Source organism: Pseudomonas sp. BF-R-01 (assembly GCF_019946615.1).
Lineage (GTDB): Bacteria > Pseudomonadota > Gammaproteobacteria > Pseudomonadales > Pseudomonadaceae > Aquipseudomonas > Aquipseudomonas migulae.
On the sequence record NZ_JAGYFX010000005.1, the window covers coordinates 61,590 to 82,202 of the forward strand.

Genomic DNA, 20,613 nt, shown 5'->3' on the forward strand with positions numbered 1-20,613 from the left:
CTGGTGATACGCGGACCCTGTAGGAGCCGGCTTGCCGGCGATGGCGGTGCATCAGGCAAACCGTGTGATGCTGATCGCCAGCAAGCTGGCTCCTACAGGTGTTGTGTCGGGGGCGAACCCGACATCCAGTGGCTTAGTTGCTCTTCACCGCATACTCCGGCTTCTTGTCGTTGCCAGGAATGAACGGGCTCCACGGCTGGGCACGGATCGGCCCTTCGGTCTGCCACACAACGTTGAACTGACCGTCCGCCTGGATCTCGCCGATCATCACCGGCTTGTGCAGGTGGTGGTTGGTCTTGTCCATGGTCAAGGTGTAGCCGGACGGCGCGGCAAAGGTCTGGCCGGCGAGGGCTTCGCGGACTTTGTCGACGTCCGTGGACTTGGCTTTTTCCGCTGCTTGCGCCCACATGTGGATGCCGACGTAGGTGGCTTCCATCGGGTCGTTGGTCACCGCTTTGTCGGCGCCCGGCAGGTTGTGTTTCTTGGCGTAGGCTTTCCAGTCGGCGACGAATTTCTTGTTCGCAGGGTTCTCCACCGACTCAAAGTAGTTCCACGCCGCGAGGTTGCCCACCAGCGGTTTGGTGTCGATGCCGCGCAGTTCTTCTTCACCGACCGAGAACGCCACGACCGGAACATCGGTGGCTTTCAGGCCCTGGTTGGCCAGCTCTTTATAGAACGGCACGTTGGAGTCGCCGTTGACGGTGGAGATGACCGCAGTCTTGCCACCGGCCGAGAATTTTTTGATATTGGCGACGATGGTTTGATAGTCGCTGTGACCGAACGGGGTGTAGACCTCTTCGATGTCCTTGTCGGCCACACCTTTGGAGTGCAGGAACGAACGCAGGATCTTGTTGGTGGTGCGCGGGTAGACGTAGTCAGTGCCGAGCAGGAAGTAGCGCTTGGCGGCGCCGCCTTCTTCGCTCATCAAGTATTCCACGGCCGGGATCGCCTGTTGGTTCGGCGCGGCGCCGGTGTAGAACACGTTCGGCGACATCTCTTCGCCTTCGTACTGCACCGGGTAGAACAGCAGGCCATTGAGCTCTTCAAACACCGGCAATACTGATTTACGCGATACCGAAGTCCAGCAACCGAACACCACGGCGACCTTGTCCTGAGTTAGCAACTGACGACCCTTTTCTGCGAACAGCGGCCAGTTCGACGCCGGGTCGACCACCACCGGTTCCAGCATCTTGCCGTTCACGCCGCCCTTGGCGTTGATCTCGTCGATGGTCATCAACGCCATGTCTTTGAGGGACGTTTCGGAGATCGCCATGGTGCCGGACAACGAATGCAGAATACCGACCTTGATGGTCTCGGCGGCCTGGACAGTCCAGGTCATGCCCATCGCGGCAATGCTTGCCGTGAGTGTAAAAGCCTTGATCAAGCTGCGACGCTTCATTGTGCGATCTCCATGAACTTATGAGTTTTCTTGGTTGGCAGATGCGGACTACTGAAGGGTCTTTAGCAAGGGGTGTGCCTGTTCGGTAAAGGCCGGTAAATCTCGTGATAGAGCCATTGGCGGGCTGGAGCGCGCACCAGACTGGGGCCTGTTTGCAAGGCGGGTGCGCCTGAGTGCGCAGCATTGGTGCCGAGGGAGTTCAGTGCCAAAACCCGGCAGGCGATAACTATGTACCACCTGCTGTGCTGCGAAATCTTGATCATCGTGGTTTCGAAATCAAGTGAGTAGCGCATGGATAGCACCTCTGGCAACACACCTTCAATCCCCCAGGAACCGGCGAAATTTCCCGCACTGGGACCGACGTTCATAAGCGCCGATGATGCAGCCTATTGGGCACACCGACAGATCGGCGCGCGTCGTGACAGAGCCTACGGCGGCGTGATCGTGCAGCGTGGCGATGGAAAATTTCAGCCCACGTTGCCTGTGGCCGGGAGGATGGGGCATTTCGATTTTGACACCTTGCTGTCTACCGGCCGCGTCGGAGAGCTATTTGCCCCACCGGGCTACAGTGGTGCGGCGTATTACCTGTCCCATTCGGCCAGCCACGCTGAAGTTCTGCGTGCTCATCCGCAGTGGACAGCCGAGCAGATCAAGTTAGACCTCGGTTTTTTTTCGAGAGGGCATATCCTGACCCACATGCAGGACCCGGGCGCCTATGGCCAGCGCCACTATCTGTCGGGGCCGGATGACTCGTTGATCAAGTACGAGTCCACTCAGCCGGCAGAGGAGAAAAAACTCTTTGAACAGGGGTTCAAGTCTTTCGGGCCGTTCACCGATGTTGAACTTTTGATTCAGAAACTGGCCTCGATCGGCACGCTGAGCGTACTGGTGCCCAATGATCAGTGGGGTGGCGTACGAGGAAACGTGCCGGCGAACTGGACCCTTGGTACCGCCCTGGGACACAACCGGCCCGTCTCACAGCCTTTTTTTTGTGCCGTCTCCGATCAAGTGGACAAGGCTATCGAAGCCGCGGCAACGAGCGTATCCACAGTCTCCGGTAGTGTGTATCTGGGTTTTGTCGTCACGTCTGCCGGAAGTTCGGAATGCATGGCGACCTATCCGGTTCTCTCCAGCCAACTGAATGTGGCCATCGAGTTGTTCAATACCTTTCCGAGGAGACCCGATCACAAGCTGGAGAGGTTGCTCGATTTCGACCTGCATGGCGTTTACTTCCTGTCGCACAGTGATGGCGCGCAGAGTGCCAGCGACCCTTGGCTTTATGAGCACTTTATTTCACCGGATGAGTTGGCTGCGGGAATCAAATTTTCGCTTTGGGATGTTTATCGGCAGGAATACCCTGACTACCTGAATGTGTACACCAGAACCCGGGATGGTGCCGTGTTGCAATACCGCCCCTCGGGGCACATCCGTGAAGCTCCGTTGGATGACAGCGCGGATATCAACGCTCGACTGAAGGCGGGCACGCTCAAGCCTGCGGATTACGTGAAGCAGGTAGCAGCAGCCGGCGAGCTGACGGTGCTGAAGGACAGCGCGTTATGGGATGTTGTCGGGAACGTTGGTGCCGACTGGCAGCCCTATGCCAGGTCGAGGCGTTTGAGTCCCGCTTTTCTCATGGCGGACGATGCCGCACGTTTTGCGCACGAGTACATCGGCAGCCGGCGTGAACAAGGCTTCGCCGGGATGATTTTGCAGGATCAAAACAAACGTTTCGTTGCCACAGAACCGGTTTTTTCCGCAAAACCACGGTTTGTGTTGGACAGGCTGTGCCCCCTCGATGCCACCGGCGCACCGATCATGTTGCTCGAGGGGTACTCGTTTCATGGGCTGTACGCTTCGCGTTGGCAAGCTGACTCAAGCGCCATTGTGCGTGCCGACGAACAAGAGCAATTGACGCAGGCGCAGATGTTCACCACCGAAGACATTCGCTCGGTGCTCGACAAGAGCGCGCATGTTGTCGACTTTTACCTCTCCGGTTCGCCAGACAGCCTGCTGGTTTACAGTCCCGATCTATCGAAAGTGGCCGCCCGCAACAAAGTGCACGAGCGAGTTGCCCTGCTCGCCGATGGCTCCACCCTGATCGACCGGGCGCTGGCGTCTGGCACACTTGCACCCGATACCGTTGTCGACGAACTGGCCGAAACCGGCCGATTGCGTGTGGTAGCCGGCAATGATGTGTGGGGGCCGCGAGCAACGGTGCTGGGTAATGAGTCAACTCCCGCAGGCGTTTCCCCTCCGTTGCTCGGGGCGATTTTTACCAGCGCCGAAGAAGCCGTACTGAACGCCCGTCATCGCGCAAGGCTCGATTACCGCACGGCTGCGGCGGGTTGGGGATTCATTCTCAAACACAAGGATCGCGATGAGTATGTGGCGACCGAAACAGTGCCAGCCGGGCGCCTGGGGGCATTGAACCAGGCGAGTGACTTTGGTGCTCCCGTATTGGTCGACGAGTTTCGCACTCTCGCGCTTTATTACTCGGCAAGCTGGATTCTTGACGGGCTATCGACAGCGGATGCCTGGTTTGCCCGGCATTTTGCTTCCCTGACCGAACTGGCTGCAGCGATCTATGACGACGAGGGCACGCTACGTCTTACGCATTTTCAGGACCTGAGCGTTTTCGTCGCGACCCTGGATGGGGCCTTGTTGCGGTATCAATACCCGGCCACCTCAACACAGTTTGACGCTAAAGGTTTGCAGCAACTGAAGTCGCTATTGCTCAACGACACGCCGCCCTATGCCAACGTCATTCAATTGATCGCCAAGGCCGCAGAGCTGAAGGTGTTGCGCACCAGTGAACTGTGGGACGAGGCGGGCATTGTCGGTGCAGATTGGAAACCCTACGCGCAGATCCAGCGGCGAGCGCTCAGCCCGGTCTTTGTGTCGCAGGATGATGCAGTGCGCTATGCGCTGACGCAGTTGGACTCGCGGCGTGAGCGGATCTACGGTGGCCTGGTGCTGCGTCGGCTCGATGGTTTATTTGTTGCAACGTTACCAGTGGCCGTCGAGGTCGAAAACTTCCCTGCCAGCTGGGTTCGCCTGGACGAATTGACCGGACAGGGGTTGTTTCTGGCTGGAAGCACAGTCGTCGCTCGCTACCATTCGCGAATGCAGGTCGAACCGATTTTCGCGCTGTCGAACCGCGAACGGGACGTGTATCTCGGTATGTTTTCCACCGATTTTATGGCAGGCATCCTGCCCGTTTCAGGGCTTTCCCCATCGCTGTCGCCTGGCAAGGAATACCTGTTGGGGCTCGATGGCAGCCTGATCAGCTACACCCTCAGCGCCAGTGCTGCCGAAAAACAACTCGCGCGATCATTGGCACCCCCCAGTCAATTGCAGCGCAGGCACACCCCGATAGAACTGCAAATGCGCAATGGCACGCTGACCCCGAGTGACTACGTCAATCAGGTTGCAAGCGCCGGCAGATTGCAAGTAATCAAGGGTAGCCGGCTGTGGGGCAAGGTCAGGCAGTTGTCAGCATGGAGCGCTTATTTCGAGGGTGGTCCATCGCAAGTGCATCGGTCGGCCATCGCTGATCCGGCGCTCAGTCCGGTCTTCACGCAATTGAACGACGCCGTACGGCATGTCCACCGTGCGGTGGGCGCTCGAACCGGATTGAGGTTCGGGTTCGTGCTCAAGTCGCTGAACGCCGAGCGGTATATGACTACGATGCCGATTGACGGGCGGCAAGGAAGTCTCTCCGTCGAGAAGGTATTTCCCGATGGGCTATTACCTCTGGGATACAGCGTTGAGGGAATCTATCTGTGCCCGTCGACCGGGCCGGGGCGACTGCCGCACGACGTGAATCAGAGTTTCATATCGCCTCGGGATCTGATGTACGGGCTGGACGCTGTCCGTGTACGCACGGGGGCTGTGACTACTTTCCTCAACGTCTTTGTGTCCTGTGCCGATGGTGCCTTGTTGCGATACAAACCCAAGGCCGCTGCACCGGAGTGGACCCGGTTACAGGTCGCGCTCGCCTACGAAAAAGTACTGCAATCAGGGCACGAAACACTGTTCGAGTATCTGCGCAAGGTGATCGCGAACGGTGAGTTGCAGGCAGTGGTGCGCAGCACCTTCTGGTCGCCGTTCAGGGTGGATGCCAAGGGTGTCAAAACCGGCATCGGGCTGGTGAGATGGGCGCCGGATAACCGCTTTGCCCTCGGGCCGGTATTTGCGCATGCCGATGATGCGGCTCGTTCGGCCCAAAGACTGATTGGCGAGTACGTCGGCCAGCAATATCTTGGAGGCGTCCTGATACACCAGGCATCGTCTTCGTTCGTTGCGGTCGAGCCGCTTGAGGACGGCCTCGACAGTGGCGCTGACAGCGCACTGTTTTACTCAGGGCCGGGAGGGCCGATTGCCCCGGTCGCGGTACCAGGCGAGCAGCCGTTGCCATTGCCGGTTTTTCCGCGGGATTTCAAATGGGTGGCTGTTCATCAGTTCTACAAACGCTTCAACCTGTTCGTGAAGGACCCCAGTGCGTCTGATCAACTGCTACTGGACAACCTGGCCCTGGCGGACCTGTGGTTCAGCAGGGACGTGGTGAAAAAGAGCGGGGTCTCCGGCGGCAGCTGCTATTTCACCGGGCGAGGCGGGGCTCTGTTCAAATTCACCCCCAGCTTCTCGTCGCAGGAACGCGAATTTTTCAGCGAGGAGGCTAAGGACGGGGTCGCTGCATACCTCGCCAGACTCGCCAGCGTGGGACGGCTGGAAGTAGTGGACACCGATGGTTACTGGCGCCGTCGCGGGCTTGTGAGCGCCAACTGGAAACCTGCGTTGCCTGGTCATGACGAACTGTAGAGGATCGTATTTTCACTGATGGAAGCCTGAGAAACTGACGTCCTCAAGTGCTCAGCGACGTCGCATCAGGCCGATGAAAAACAACCCGCCAATCGCCGCCGTGGCCACGCCAATCGGTAAATCCTCGGGGGCGATCAGCGTGCGCGCAGCGACATCGACCCACACCAGAAATACGCTGCCCAACAATACGCACACCGGCAGCAATCGCCGGTGTTCGGCCCCGACCAGTCGCCGCGCAATGTGCGGCACCATCAGCCCGACAAAACCGATTGAGCCACTGATCGACACCAGCACGCCCGTCATCAGCGACGCAATCAAAAACACCCGCAACCGCACGGTGCGGGCATTGAGCCCAAGGGTCACGGCCGTTTGTTCGCCGGCCATCAACGCATTCAACGGCCGCGCCATGCCAAGCAACAAAACCAACCCGAGCAACACACTGGCGGCCGGCACCGCGAGCAATTCCCAGCGTGCCAACCCGAGCCCACCGAGCATCCAGAACATCACCGCCGAACTGGCGCGATGATCGCCGAGAAACAGCAGCAGATTGGCGATGGCCATCATCACGAACGATACCGCCACACCGCACAGCAGCAGCCGATCACTGTCCAGGCGACCGTTGCGGTTGGCGATCATCAGCACGATCAGCATGCTCAGCAGCGCGCCGATAAATGCAGCGATGGGCAAGGTCAGCAGGCCGACGATTTCACCGACATGCAGCACCACGATCACCGCACCGAGGGTGGCGCCGGAGGTCACGCCGAGCAGGTGCGGATCGGCCAGCGGATTGCGCGTCACCGCTTGCAGCACCGCACCGATCAGCGCCAGGCCGGCACCGACCAAGGCGCCAAGCAACATGCGCGGCACGCGGATCAGCCACACGATGTGTTCCTGCCCGGCCGTCCAGCTCACCCCGTCAAAACCGAACACCTTGTGCAGCAAAATGCGCCACACCACGTCCACCGGCACCCGCGCCGGGCCGAAGCCCAGCGACACCACGCACGACACCAGCAACAACGCGCCGAGGGCAATCAGCAACAGGGCGTAGCGACGATTGATCATTCGCCGTGGAAGCCTTTGGCCAGGGTTTCAACGGCCAGCACGTTGTCGATCCCCGGCGTGGCCTGCACATACGGAATGACGATGAAGCGCTGGTTCTTGATCGCGTCAACCGATTGCAGCGCCTTGTTATCGAGCAGGAATTGCGTCTTCTGCTCGGCAGTCACTTCACCGTAATCGACGATCACGATCACCTGCGGATTGCGCTCGACCACGTTCTCCCAATTCACGCGGGTCCAGCTCGCTTCGACGTCATCCAGAATGTTGCGCCCTCCCGCGGCGTCGATCAGCGCTTGCGGCATGCCCAGGCGACCTGAAGTCATGGCGCGATCTTCGCCACTGTCGTAGAGGAACACCCGGGGTTTGTCCGCCGGCAGATCCTTGCGCACCTCGGCGACTTGCGCCTGCATGTCGGCGATCAATGCATTGGCGCGATCCTGCACGTCGAAGATTTTGCCGAGGTTACGCAGGTCGTTGTAGGTGTCCTCCAGGCTGGCCGGTGGACGCTTCATCACGAAGGCGCAGGACTCGGTCAGCTCATAGACGTTGATGCCCAGCGGCTGCAAGGTTTGCGGCGTGAGATCACCGCCCACGCGCATGCCGTAATCCCAACCGGCGAAGAAGAAATCGACATTGGCGTTGAGCAGGGTTTCCACTGAAGGGTACTTGGCCGCCAGCTCAGGCAGGCCGTCGAGGATGGTCTGCATCTGGGGCGTGACCGACTTCCAGCCACTGACACCGCTGTAGCCGGCCATGCTCGGTTTGAGGCCGAGTGCGAGCATCATTTGCGTCATGTTGATGTCGTGGCTGACCGCGTGTTTCGGCGCTTGTGTGAAGGTCACATCGCGGTTGCAGCTCTGGATCGTCAGCGGATATTTCGTTGCTTCGGCAAACGCTTGGGCACTGCCCAGCAGCAGAGCGACGCACAGCAGGGAACGCAAAGTCATGGTTGGGTTATCCAGGTGATTCGTGGGTAGCCGTGCAAAGGGTGTTCATCGATCAGCGCTTCGACGCCGAACACATCACGCAGCAGCGGGGCGGTCAGGACTTCTTTTGGTGTGCCGCTGGCGACGATGCGGCCGTGATTGAGCACGTACAGCCGATCACAGAACGCGGCGGCGAGATTGAGGTCGTGGATGCTCGCCAGAGTGCCGATCTGCAGGCGTTTGACCAGTTGCAACAGTTCCAGCTGATAGCGCGGGTCGAGGTGGTTGGTCGGCTCGTCGAGGATCAGCACTTGCGGTTGCTGGGCCAGGGCGCGGGCGAGGATCACGCGTTGTTTTTCGCCGCCGGAGAGCGTGGCGAAAGCGTGGTCTTCGAAACCGTTGAGGCCGACGGATTCCAGTGCTTGCGTTGCGAGATTGCGGTCTTCGAGGGTGTCACCGTCGAACAGGCCTTTGTGCGGTGTGCGGCCCATGGCGACTACCTCATCGACGGTCAGGCCGAAGGCGTCGGGGAACTCCTGCAGCACCACGGCGATGCGTTGCGCGCACCAGCGCGAGGATTGTTTCCAGACGTTGTGGTGGTCGAGCCGGACCTCACCGTTTTCCGGTTTGCTGAAGCGATAGGCGCACCGCAGCAGGCTGGTCTTGCCGCTGCCGTTGGGGCCGATCAACCCGACAAACTCACCGGCGGCCACGTGCAACGAGGCATCACGCAGTTGGAACTGGTGATGACAGTGGCCGTGGCCCAGGGGTGTCCAGGCGAGGTTGGTGAGGTTCAGCGAGGTCATGCATTTACTCAGAGATATTTGGTGATGCTGATGACGCCTTCGCGGGCAAGCCTCGCTCCTACAGTTTATGTGTCGAACAAAAATTTTGTGATCGACGCGAATTCTGTAGGAGCGAGGCTTGCCCGCGAAGGGGCCCTGAGTCAAAAGGTGTAGTCAGCTGTGACGAAGAACGAACGCGGCTCCCCCAGGATCCACTGCTGCCCCTCATTGTATTGGCTTTGCGCATACTGGCGGTCAAACAGATTGTTCACCTGCAACCCCAGCGTCGTATTGCGCAGCGCTTTCCATGACAACGTGGCATCGACGACGGTGTAGCTCGGCAGCTCGTTCTGGTTGGCCATGTCGGCATAACGCGCGTCAACGTAACGCACGCCAGCCCCGGCCTTCAGGTCTTCGTTGAGCGCTTTGCTCAGCCACAGATTCGCCGTACGCCTAGGCACGTCCACCGGGCGATTACCGTTGCGCGACACTGGCACGCCACTGACCACTTCTTCGAAATCGTCGTACTTCGCTTTGACGATGGCCGCGTTGGCCTGCAGTTGCCAGGCGTATGGCAGTTGCACATCGAGGCTGGCTTCCAGGCCATTGGACGATTGTTGGCCGACCTGTTGTTTTAGCGTCGGGTTGCCCGGATCGTCGGTCAGCAGTTTCTTTTTGACGATGCGATAAGCCGCCAGCGTCCACTCGCCGCGTTGATCCCAGAACATCTGCTTCACGCCGATCTCGGTCTGTTTCGCCGTGGCCAGGTCATATTGCTGCTGGCTCGGGCTCAGGGAAATCAGGCCGCCGACACCGTCGGTGCTGGTGGCGTACTGACCGTAGAACGAAGTGTCCGGGGTCACGGCGAACACCAGCCCGGCCTTCCAGTTGTTGCCGGTCAGGGTCTTGTCGCTCTGGCTGCCATCGACCAGGTTGTCGCGATCGACGTGCACGTAGTCGCGACGCACACCGGTCACCAGCGACCAGCGCTCGCTCAACTGCGTGCGGTTTTCGGCAAAGGCCGACATCTGTTTGGTGGTGCTCTGGAACTGATCGCGATACGGATTGGCACTTTCAAAACTGCCACGTTGTGGATGATACAAATCGATCGGCTGGCCATCGGGCAACACGTCATTGAACGGCGAGTTGCTGTCGAGCTGGAAGCGGATGCGGTTGTAATCGACACCGGTCACGGTCTGGCTGTCGAGACCGAACAGTGAGTGCTTGAAGGTGAAGGTCTGACGGTCGCCGACCTGTTCCTGCCGGTGGCCGATGCCGAAATAGCCACTGCGGCTGAGCTGCTGTGCGTTGCGGTCGAAGTTGTAGTTTTCGGCGTTCTGCCAGCGGCGTTGGGCCTTGAGGTAATACAGCTCGTTGCTCGCGCTGACGTTATCGGAAATTTGCCAGTCGCTGGTCAGGCGCGTCCATTGATCGTTGTAGTGCTGCTTGTCGTTGCTGACGTTGTAGTTCTTGTCGCGCAGACCTTCGTGGAAGCGGCCGTTGATCAATGGCGTGCCGAAGTAGTTCATCGGGTTCTGGTCGCCGTAGTCGTGGGCGAGGGTGAATGCCAGATCGTCCGTGGCCTGCCAGCGCAGGGCCGCGCTGACGAAGTCGCTGGAGGAATCGCCGCGATCGACCCAACCGTTGCTGCGCAGGCGATTGAGGTTCAAGCGATAACTCAGGGTATCGCTCAGCGAACCGCCGCTGTCGAACGCTTGTTGCTGACTGTCGTAAGAGCCGTAACCGAGACGCACGTGGTTTTCGATCTCGCCTTCGAAGGGTTTTTTCGGGATCACATTGACCACCGCACCCGTCGCGCCTTCGCCGTACAACACCGAAGCCGGGCCGCGCAGCACATCGACACGCTCCACCGACCAGGTGTCGACCGGGAAGGTCACGGTGCCCATGCCGGTGTACATCCGGTTGCCGTCATACAACTGCATCACCGAGTTCTGCCCGGTAAAGCCTCGTGCAGACAACGAGGTCCCGCCGTCGCCCGGCGTGCCGGTGCGGCTGATCCCGGTGCTGCGCGAGGCTGCGTCCTGCACGCTGCGGTCACCGCGCGCGCGGATCTGTTCGCCAGTCAGGCTTTCCACACTGGCGGGTGTTTCCAGTGCCGTGAGGTTCAGGCGCGAACCGGCGGTGGTCGGCGTGTTGAGGTTGACGGTTTCGTCGTCAACGGCCGGTGCGGTGATGGTGCCGGCGGGCAGCGTCAAGGATTGTGCGTGGGTGCTGTTGTTCAGGGCGAGCAGGCAGAGGCCGGACAAGAGGTACTTGTTCATCGGGTGGGTGACACTTCTTCCAAAAGAAAACCCGCAGCAATGGCTGCGGGTTGGGCGGTGCATTTGCGTTATACAGTAACACTAAAAATGACCGTGCGATAAGCGCCCGAAGTCTACAGATCCCTCTAATACGCGCATCTCGCCTGTTTCATGATGAAGATGAGGCTGATTCAGTTTGTCGGGTGAATCGCGACAACAGCACTCGATCCAGCAACCAGACCACCACCAGCGAAACGCCCACCAACGGAAACGCCACTGCCAGCACCAGCATGATCGCTACCCCTGTTTTCCATTTCGGCAGGTCGTGGCGCAGCGGTGGAACACCGAACTTGCCTTGTGGCCGACGCTTCCACCAGATCACCACGCCGCTGACGGCACTGAGCAGAATCATCAGGCAGATCAGCAGCACGATGATCTGGTTGAGCACACCGAACATCTTGCCTTCGTGCAACATCACGCCGGTTTCCGTGGCGCGGGCCACGGGGCCGTAATGTTCCCAGCGCACGTCGGCGAGGACGTTGCCGGTGTACTGATCGACGTGCAGAGTGGCATCGTTGCGCGGGTCATCGGCAAACACGGCGATGGTGAATACGCCGGTGGCTGTGGTCGGGAAAGTAATGCTGTAACCCGGCTCGACCTTGCGTTGCACGGCGATGTTCTGCACGTCTTGCAGGCTGATGGTCGGGGCGGCGGGGCCGGGTTGCGCACTGTCGTGGGCCATGTGTTCGGCGTGGTCGCCGGACATCGGCATCGGCGTGTTTTCCATCGCCCATGGCACGGTCTGGCGCGTGGCGGTGTTGAGGCTGCGGGCCTCGACGTCGGACTTGGGCATGTCATTCCACATGGCATCCGGGAACACGTTCCAGACTCCGGCGTATTGCTTGCCCCAGAACCCGGTCCAGGTCATGCCGCTGAGCAGCATCACCAGCAGAAACGCGGCGCCCCAGAACCCGGTGACGGCATGCAGGTCGCGCCAAAGCACGCGACCGCGACTGCTCAGGCGCGGCCATAAAATGCCGGCCGCCTGACCTCGTGGCCACCACAGGAAGACCCCGGAAACCACCAGCACGATGCCCCAGCCAGCGGCCAGTTCGATCAGCCGGTCACCGACCGTGCCGATCATCAACTCGCCATGAATCGCTCGCGCTATCGCTTGCAGATTCTTCTTGGCGTCTTGCTCGCCGAGGATGTCGCCGTGGTACGGGTCGACGAAAACGTTCAGCTCATTGCCGCCATTGAGTACGACAAATTGCGCGCTGCGTTCGGCGTTGACCGGTGGCAGGTATTGCTTGATCGTCGCTTGTGGATACGCGTCTTTCACCCGCTTGAGCAAGTCGTCGGCCGGGACGCTGTGATGGCCGGCCGGGACGTTCATCAGGCTGTCGTACATCAACGAGTCGAGTTGCGGCTTGAACAGGTAAATGACACCGGTCAGGGCCAGCATCACCATGAATGGCGCGACGAACAGACCGGCATAGAAATGCCAGCGCCAGGCCAGGTTATAGAAATTCGGTTTGGGCTGTTTCATCGGTTGTGCTCCGCTTGGCTTGGTACTTTTGTTGTTGTCTGGTGACTGCTGCGCAGTCATTCGCGGGCGAGCCTCGCTCCTACAGGTCCAGTGGCGTTCGCACCGATTGTGATCGACGCGAATTTTGTAGGAGCGAGGCTTGCCCGCGAAGCTTTTAGAAGCTCATATCCACCTTGGTCCAGAGCGTTCGCCCCGGTTCTTTAATGGCCTGCGGGTCATTGGCCGGGTAGCCAAAACCGGCGTTGCCGGCCAGGTTCAAATGCTCGGCGTACGCCTTGCCGAACAGGTTGTCGACGCCGCTGCTGACCTTCCAGTTCTTGTTGATCCGATAGGCACCATTGAGCGAGAACACGCCGAACCCGGAGGACTTGTCGAAGTCCTTGCCGACCACGTTGCCCTTGTTCTGATCAATGCGGTTTTGCGCCGCGACCACTCGCCACAAGGCGCCGGCGCTCCAGTTGTCTTCGCTGTAGGTCAGGCCGAATCGCGCGTCCAGCGGCGGCATTTGCGGCAATGCCTTGCCGTCGCTGCTGTTCTTGCCCCAGGCGTAGGCCAGGGTTGCGTCGGCCTTCCAGTTCGACGTCAGCCTGTAGGCCGCCCCGAGTTCACCGCCCATGATCCGCGCGTCGATGTTCTCGGCTTGCGAGGTCGTGCCCATCATTCCCGGCTTGTAATTGAACAGGATGTAATCGCGCACCTGTCCGACGTAACCCGAGGCCCAGGCTTCGAGGTCTTCGGTCTTGTATTGCAGGCCGAAGTCGAGCTGGGTGGTTTTTTCGGGCTTGATCGAGTCGAAGGCGTTTACCGAGCCGGCAGGTCCCGAGTTGGGCGAAAACAGCTCCCAGTAATCCGGGAAACGCTGGGTGTGACCGAGGCCTGCGTACAGCGTGGTCGGGCTGTCTGCCAGATCATGCTCGTAACGGACGAAGCCGCTTGGCAGGGTATCGGCGCGGGTGTCGTCGGCGGTCGGGTTGGCGCGGGTCATCATCCCCGAGCCAGTGGTCTGCCGAAAATCCTTGGCCGAAGCACGGTCCAGTCGCGCGCCGGTAATCAGTCGATCACGGTCGGCGGCGTACCAGGTCAGTTCGCCGAACACGCCGTAGTTATGGAAATCGGCGTCCTTGTTGCGCGGCAGATCCTTGTAGGTGTCGATGCCCATGGCGGCGCGCTTGCGGTGTTCGCTGGTCTGCGCGTCGATACCGCTGATCAATTGCACATCGGCCCAGCGCCACGTGGCTTTGATCCGTGCGCCGAGGGTTCGGCGATCGACACTGGAAGCCATCGGGCCGGCCATCATCCCGGTGCCGGACGGCGTGCGCAGGGTGTAGTTGTCCATCACGTGGTCGGCGTAGTTGTAGTAGATCTGTGCTTCGACCTTGTCGAGCACGTCGCCGATATTGGACTTCTCGAAACGCAGTCCGAGGCTTTCGCGCTTGAACTGCGCGCCGTCCATGCCGCGTCCGGCGTAGCGGGCTTCGCCATCGCCCTTGCCGGCGGTCAGCTCCAGCAGGGTGTCGGCGTCCGGGGTCCAGCCGAGTGCCACGTCGCCATTCCACTTGTCGTAACGCGAGGCCACGGTGTCGTTGTTGCCGTCCCGATAGTCGTCGGAATGCGCGGTGTTGCCGATCACTCGCACGTAACCCAATGACCCGCCGGCAGCGGCGTCCACTACTTTGTCGAAACGGCCGTTGGAGCCGGCCAATATGCTGGCATTCACTCGGGTGCCGAGTTCGCCAAAGCTTTCCGGGTCACGGTCGAACAAGATGGTGCCGGCGGATGCGCCCGGCCCCCAAAGCACCGTTTGCGGGCCTTTGATGACGGTGAGTTTGTCGTAGGTTTCCGGTGAGATGTAGGAGGTCGGTGCGTCCATCCGGCCGGGGCAGGCGCCGAGCATCTGGCCGCCGTTGGTGAGGATGTTCAGGCGCGAGCCGAACATACCGCGCAGCACCGGGTCACCGTTGGTGCCGCCATTGCGCACCAGGGCGAAGCCGGGGATGGTCTTCAAGTAGTCACCACCGTCGCTGGCCGGTACCGGTTGGCGTGGGTCTTTGGGGTTGGTGACGATGGTCAGCGGTGAACTCGGTGCGATGGCGGTGATCACCGTCGGGCTCAGTTCTTCACTGTGGCCGGCATGATCATCGGCCAGCACCATCGGTGTCAGCAGTACGCCGCAAAGAACGGCGGTGGCGTGCCTGAAACGAACGCGCGTTTCGTTCAGGGCAAAAGAAGCTTGGGCGGCGCTCAAGCGTGTGTCAGCAGAAAACCTGGACATGACAATTTCCATCGAACAGTCGTAAACGACACGGCCGGCAGCCTGCGCAATGCCTGTGGGGGCGGGCGTGCTCGCGATGTGGGTGGGTCAGCCCCACCGCTTTCGCGAGCAAGCCCGCTCCCACAGGTTGCTTTGCTGTCTTCTAACCGTGTGAGATTGGGGAGATGTTTACGTGACGATGGGTGGTGCGCGGGTGCGGGCGCCGGGGAAGAAGGTTTGCCGGGCGTGGCCCAGGCGGGTGGCGGGTGTACTGAAGGTACTGGTTTTTGGGGCGTCGAATGCAACGAAAGACTGGCCGCCCGTCAGCGCCGGGCAGTTGAACAGCAGGCTGCAATAGCCGCACTTTTCCCAGATCGCATGATGGGAGGTTTTGGGTGGACAGTGCTCGGCGGCGGGTGTCGCGCCGTGCTCGCCGTGCGCCATCGCTGACATGTCCATGCTCATGTCCATCGACATGTCCATGCTCATGTCCATCGACATGTTCATGGACATCGAAGAGGCGCGCTGATCCATCGGCATCGACTGAGAAATCAGCGGGCCGATGAAGATCATCAACATGGCGAACAGGCTGATCCAGCTGCCGCGTGTCAGGCTCAATGGCTGACGACGGGGCGCGGATGGCCTGGCGCTAAGCGGGCGCATGGGCGTATTCAGCTCTGGCAGTTACGGATTGTGTGCGTGCACTTGCACGCCGCCCGGTGCGGTTTTCTGCACCGAGACTTCGACCGTCACATCACCGGACTTTTCGAAATGCATCGTCAGCGGGAACCGCTTGCCGTCGCTCAGCAGGCTGCGGTCTTTCAGTTCCAGCAGCATCACGTGGTACGCCATCGGTGCAAACGTGACGTCGCCGCCAGCCGGGATTTCGACGGTTGGCACCTGCTGCATTTTCATCAGATCGTTCTGCATCACGTGCTCGTGCAACTGGGCGATGCCCGCAATCGGCGAGTCGACGCTGAGCAGTTTGTCGGCGGTTTTGCCGGGGTTTTGAATCACGAAGTAAGCCGCAACGGTCGGCGCGTTCGGTGGCAATTCCTGTGACCACGGATGAGCGATTTGCAGTTCGCCAGCCTTGTATTCATGGGCATTGGCAAAGCAGGCAGGCAGCAGCAATGCAGCCAGAACGATGAGTTTGTTCAACATGGCAGTTCTCCAGAACGATTCAAAACGCAGGTCAATTGCGAGAAGGAATCACACCAGAGGGGATGCGCGGGGGTTGAGATTCGGCCATTGCTGGCGCGGAGTGGGAGTGTCGAGAGCGGTGGCGGGCAGGCTTCGATGGGACTCGAAACGCGCGAAATACAACTGCGGCACATGCCCGGGCAACGCCACCAACGGCGCAGAACCGGAACAGCACCAGCAATGCTGCATGTTGGAATGATCGTCGTTCTGCGGAGCTTTCTGATCAAGCGTCCCCAGAGAAATCGCCACCATCTTCGTGCCGGTGGACGAGCAGAAACTGCCCCACAACACCTGTTCGGCCGGCGATTTCGCCGTCTGCGCCATCGCTCCGGTCATCGGCATGGCGAGCATGTTGAACAGCACTGCGAAGCAGGCTATCCAGGCAATTGCGAGCCGTTGTCGGGACATGGGACAGATCCGGTTGGGTGGGAGATCAGGCGCGGCTATTTAGCCTGATCAGTGCCGATAAGTAAAAACGCGGCCTGCGGTTTGGTGTCGCAGCGCAATCAGATCGCAGAGGCATGCAGGCGCAGGCCCAAGGCTTTCATAACCTTCATGATAGTCGCGAATTCCGGATTGCCAGTGCCGCTCAATGCTTTGTACAAGCTTTCACGACCCAAACCTGCATCACGCGCAACCTGTGTCATGCCCTGTGCTCTGGCTATGTCGTTGAGTGCCGCGCGTATCAGAACGCCGTCGCCAGCATCTTCTTCAAAGCATGCATCCAGATAAGCCGCCATTTCTTCCGGCGACTTGAGGAATTCCGCGGCATCGAAACGAGTGAATTGTTCGGTCATGATTTACTCCTCATTACCGATGTTTTGCGCCATTTGGATAGCACGTTTGATATCTCGTTTTTGAGTCGACTTGTCGCCCCCCACCAAAAGCAAATAAACCACTTCGCCTCGGCGAGTGAAGTACATCCTGTAGCCGGGGCCGTGATGAACACGCATTTCATAGACAGATTCGCCTACAGGTTCGCAATCGCCAAAATTTCCATGTTCGGCAGCTCGGAGTCTGGCGATGATCCGAACCTTTCCAATGGTGTCTTTCAGTGAGTAGAGCCAATCTGCAAATGCTCTGGATTGTTCGAAGTCGATCATGGCTGATCGTATTCCTTGGGATACACATTGGCAAGCAACGCTTTCCTCTACTTGTGGTTGGTCGTTCCCCAAGAATCGAGTCGTTGTGCTTGATAGGATTTAAGGAATGCGAATATAGGATTAGGGCTATAGGAGGTACAGTCGGCTCTTTCCTAGAGTGTTGCGGGCAAAATGACAAGGCTATGCAGGTGTTAGGAAAGGTCTGACACAGATAAGGCACTTAGCACATCACCCACACTCCCAAACTCCCGCTCCACCCCAACCAACACCGGCCGCTTCAACACCAGCACCGGCACTCCACGCTCCCGCGCCACTTCGAGTTTCGGCTCGGTGGCGGTGCTGCCGCTGTTTTTGCTGATCAGCACATCGATCTGCCGGCGCTCGAACAACTCACGCTCATCCTCGATCAGAAACGGCCCGCGTGCGCCGATCACTTCGCAGCGCTCGTTGCCCGGATAAACGTCCAGGGCGCGCAACGTCCAGAATTGCTGCGCAGGGATTTCATGCAGGTGTTGCAAGGGTTCGCGGCCGAGGGTGAACAGTGGTCGGCGGAACGGTTTGAGTGCTTCGATCAGTTCGGCCCAGTCACTGACTTCGCGCCAGTCATCTCCGGCTTGTGGTTGCCAGGCCGGGCGGCGCAGTGCCCAGCAGGGAACGCCGGACATCCGCGCAGCGGTCGCGGCATTCTGGCTGATTTGCGCGGCGTAGGGATGAGTCGCGTCCAGCAGCAGATCGATCCCTTCGTCGCGGATGAATTGCGCCAGGCCGTCCGCGCCGCCATAACCGCCAACGCGAACCCGACAGGTCAGATCGGTCGGCACACGACCGACGCCGGCCAGGCTGTAGATGTGTTCCGGCCCCAACGTGCGGGCGATGGCCAGCGCTTCCGTCACACCGCCGAGCAGCAATAGGCGTTTCATTGAAAAGCTCCTGCGTGGCCGACAATCCCGCCTTGTCGATCGATGGCAAACACTTCGACCTGAACCTGTGCCGGCACCACACTGCGGGCAAAATCCAGTGCGTGCCGGCATACCGCGTCGCCGAGCGCGATGCCGGCGGCGCTGGCCATGGCCAAGGCCTGTTGACTGGTGTTGGCTTCACGTATTGCCTGCTGCAGCGCTTCGTCCGCGCCGACCGCCGCAGCCCATTCGGCCAGTTGCGGCAGGTCGATGCTCGAGTGCCGACTGTGCAGATCCATGTGCCCGGCCGCCAGTTTGCTGATCTTGCCGAAACCACCACAAATGCTGAGTCTGGCCACCGGCACTTTGCGCAGGTGTTTGAGCACCGCACCGACGAAGTCGCCCATTTCGATCAGGGCGATTTCCGGCAGGTCGTAGACTCGGCGCATGGTGTCTTCGCTGGCGTTGCCGGTGCACGCGGCGATGTGCAGGTAACCGTTGGTTTTCGCCACGTCGATGCCCTGATGGATCGAGGCAATGTACGCCGCACAGGAAAACGGCCGGACGATGCCGCTGGTGCCGAGAATCGACAGGCCGCCGAGAATGCCCAGCCGTGGGTTCATGGTTTTCAACGCCAGCGCCTCGCCGCCCTCGACATTCACCGTGACCTCAAAGCCGCCGGGGTAATCGAGCTCTTGCGCGAGTGAGGTCAAATGATCGCTGATCATCTTGCGCGGCACCGGGTTGATCGCCGGCTCGCCGACACCCAGCACCAGGCCCGGTCGGGTGACGGTGCCGACACCACGACCGGCACAGAAACGAATGCCCGGTTCTGCGCTCAGTCGCACTCGGGAATAGAGCAGCGCGCCGTGGGTCACGTCCGGATCGTCCCCCGCATCCTTGATCGTTCCTGCTTCGGCGCCGTCATCCAGCAACCGGCAGAATTCCAGGCGCATCTGCACGCGCTTGCCTTTGGGCAGGACGATGTCCACGGCGTCTGCACTCGTTCCGCCGAGCAGCAATCGAGCGGCCGCCAGGCTGGTGGCGGTGGCGCAGCTGCCGGTGGTCAGGCCGCTACGCAGCGGTGCGGGTTGTTCGGCGGTTTCGTCACGCATCGAAAGGTTTGACCACGTCCAGCAAAGTAATCGGCAAGGCCTGGCGCCAGGTATCGAAGTCGCCCAGCGGTTGCGCCTGGGCGATATGAATACGCGTCAGCTCGCCGCCGTGTTGCTCGCGCCAGGCCATCAGGGTCATTTCACTTTGTAGCGTGACCGCGTTGGCGATCAGTCGGCCACCGGGTTTGAGCCCTGCCCAGCAAGTGTCCAGCACGCCTTCGCGGGTGACGCCGCCACCGATGAAGATCGCGTCCGGGCGTTCAAGACCTGTGAGGGCTTGCGGCGCACTGCCGCGAACCAATTGCAGGCCGGGCACGCCGAGCGCGTCACGGTTGTGCTCGATCAACAGTTGCCGACCTTCATCGGCCTCGATCGCCAGCGCCCGGCAACCCGGATGGGCGCGCATCCATTCGATGCCGATCGAACCGCTGCCGGCGCCGACGTCCCACAACAGTTCACCGGGAACCGGGGCCAGGCGCGCGAGGGTGATTGCACGCACATCGCGCTTGGTCAGTTGACCGTCGTGCCTGAACGCCGAATCCGGCAGGCCGGCCAGTCGCGAAAGGCGCGGCGTGTCGGGGTCGGCGATGCACTCGATGGCGATCAGGTTGAGGTCGGCGATTGCCGGGTCGGCCCAGTCGTTGGCGACACCGTCGATGCGTCGCTCAGCCTCGCCACCCAAATGTTCCAGCACGCTCAGGCGGCTCGGCCCGAAACCACGTTCGCGCAACAACGCCGCTATTGCGGCGGGGCTTTGCCCGTCGTTGCTGAGCACCAACAAGCGAACACCGCTGAACAACTGCGCGTTAAGCGCCGCGACCGGGCGAGCGACCACCGACAGCGTGACCACATCCTGCAACGGCCAGCCCATTCGCGCGGCCGCCAGAGAGCAGGAAGAGGGTGCAGGCAGGATCAGCATTTCCGCGCTGGGCAATTGCCGGGCGAGGCTGGCGCCGACACCGAAGAACATCGGATCGCCGCTGGCCAGCACGCACACCGGCTCACCCCGCAAGGCCAACAACGCATCGAGGGAGAACGGCGTCGGCCAGAGTTTGCGTTCGCCACGGATGCAGGGCGGCAGCAGGTCCAGTTGCCGCTGACTGCCGAAGATCTTCGAGGCAGCCAGCAACGCATGCCGGGCATTCCTGCCCAAACCCTTGAAGCCGTCTTCACCAATGCCTGTCACGGTCAGCCAGCGTGCCATGTGTGATCTCTATTCATCTGCATAAAGCGGCACATGAT

Annotated in this window: 16 protein-coding genes; 1 reads left to right on the forward strand and 15 read right to left on the reverse strand. The window is 60.5% G+C overall.

The annotated features are described in order from the left end of the window. Window positions 1-133 precede the first annotated feature (133 nt). Window positions 134-1,399 (reverse strand): urea ABC transporter substrate-binding protein, encoded by a 1,266-nt coding sequence (urtA, locus tag KGB27_RS03865; protein ID WP_008031211.1) that lies wholly within the window; start codon window positions 1,397-1,399, stop codon window positions 134-136. 291 nt (window positions 1,400-1,690) lie between these two features. Here urtA and KGB27_RS03870 point away from each other — a divergent pair, with 291 nt between their 5' ends. Continuing rightward, on the forward strand, window positions 1,691-6,220 hold the full coding sequence (locus KGB27_RS03870) for a DUF4329 domain-containing protein (RefSeq protein ID WP_223553250.1): 4,530 nt from the start codon (window positions 1,691-1,693) through the stop codon (window positions 6,218-6,220). Window positions 6,221-6,271: 51 nt separating this feature from the next. On the opposite strand, the gene KGB27_RS03875 is transcribed toward KGB27_RS03870, so the two are convergent. The 14 genes from KGB27_RS03875 to KGB27_RS03940 form a co-directional block, all read right to left on the reverse strand. Then, entirely contained in the window at window positions 6,272-7,282 is a 1,011-nt protein-coding gene (locus tag KGB27_RS03875; protein ID WP_223435102.1) for a FecCD family ABC transporter permease, read from the reverse strand. Beyond that, window positions 7,279-8,226: an ABC transporter substrate-binding protein gene (locus KGB27_RS03880; protein WP_223553251.1), complete on the reverse strand. Its 948-nt coding sequence runs from the start codon at window positions 8,224-8,226 to the stop codon at window positions 7,279-7,281. Before KGB27_RS03880 ends, KGB27_RS03875 begins: the two co-directional genes overlap by 4 nt. Beyond that, window positions 8,223-9,011: an ABC transporter ATP-binding protein gene (locus KGB27_RS03885; protein ID WP_223553253.1), complete on the reverse strand. Its 789-nt coding sequence runs from the start codon at window positions 9,009-9,011 to the stop codon at window positions 8,223-8,225. The genes KGB27_RS03880 and KGB27_RS03885 overlap by 4 nt, the downstream gene beginning before the upstream one ends. 140 nt (window positions 9,012-9,151) lie before the next feature. Then, the gene (locus KGB27_RS03890) at window positions 9,152-11,272 is read right to left on the reverse strand and encodes a TonB-dependent receptor (protein WP_223553254.1); all 2,121 of its coding nucleotides are present in this window, start codon (window positions 11,270-11,272) and stop codon (window positions 9,152-9,154) included. A gap of 148 nt (window positions 11,273-11,420) precedes the next feature. Continuing rightward, complete coding sequence (locus tag KGB27_RS03895) at window positions 11,421-12,800, reverse strand: PepSY-associated TM helix domain-containing protein (RefSeq protein ID WP_223435106.1); 1,380 nt, start codon at window positions 12,798-12,800, stop codon at window positions 11,421-11,423. A 154-nt stretch (window positions 12,801-12,954) separates the two neighbouring features. Next, the gene (locus tag KGB27_RS03900; RefSeq protein ID WP_223553255.1) at window positions 12,955-15,072 is read right to left on the reverse strand and encodes a TonB-dependent copper receptor; all 2,118 of its coding nucleotides are present in this window, start codon (window positions 15,070-15,072) and stop codon (window positions 12,955-12,957) included. Window positions 15,073-15,240: 168 nt separating this feature from the next. Continuing rightward, window positions 15,241-15,714: a DUF2946 domain-containing protein gene (locus KGB27_RS03905; protein WP_223553256.1), complete on the reverse strand. Its 474-nt coding sequence runs from the start codon at window positions 15,712-15,714 to the stop codon at window positions 15,241-15,243. Between the two features lie 21 nt (window positions 15,715-15,735). Further along, entirely contained in the window at window positions 15,736-16,215 is a 480-nt protein-coding gene (locus KGB27_RS03910; RefSeq protein WP_192226962.1) for a copper chaperone PCu(A)C, read from the reverse strand. A gap of 48 nt (window positions 16,216-16,263) precedes the next feature. Next, a complete protein-coding gene (locus tag KGB27_RS03915; RefSeq protein WP_223553257.1) occupies window positions 16,264-16,662 on the reverse strand; it encodes a DUF2946 domain-containing protein in 399 nt (132 codons plus the stop codon). Between the two features lie 98 nt (window positions 16,663-16,760). Further along, a complete protein-coding gene (locus tag KGB27_RS03920; protein WP_008038711.1) occupies window positions 16,761-17,051 on the reverse strand; it encodes an addiction module antidote protein in 291 nt (96 codons plus the stop codon). A gap of 3 nt (window positions 17,052-17,054) precedes the next feature. After that, window positions 17,055-17,357, reverse strand: a complete 303-nt coding sequence (locus tag KGB27_RS03925) for a type II toxin-antitoxin system RelE/ParE family toxin (protein ID WP_008038712.1) — start codon at window positions 17,355-17,357, stop codon at window positions 17,055-17,057. Between the two features lie 191 nt (window positions 17,358-17,548). Continuing rightward, window positions 17,549-18,277, reverse strand: a complete 729-nt coding sequence (locus KGB27_RS03930) for a cobalt-precorrin-6A reductase (protein WP_223553258.1) — start codon at window positions 18,275-18,277, stop codon at window positions 17,549-17,551. Beyond that, window positions 18,274-19,371, reverse strand: a complete 1,098-nt coding sequence (locus tag KGB27_RS03935; protein ID WP_223553260.1) for a cobalt-precorrin-5B (C(1))-methyltransferase — start codon at window positions 19,369-19,371, stop codon at window positions 18,274-18,276. Before KGB27_RS03935 ends, KGB27_RS03930 begins: the two co-directional genes overlap by 4 nt. Next, entirely contained in the window at window positions 19,364-20,575 is a 1,212-nt protein-coding gene (locus tag KGB27_RS03940; RefSeq protein WP_008038715.1) for a bifunctional cobalt-precorrin-7 (C(5))-methyltransferase/cobalt-precorrin-6B (C(15))-methyltransferase, read from the reverse strand. The genes KGB27_RS03935 and KGB27_RS03940 overlap by 8 nt, the downstream gene beginning before the upstream one ends. Between the last annotated feature and the right edge of the window lie 38 nt (window positions 20,576-20,613).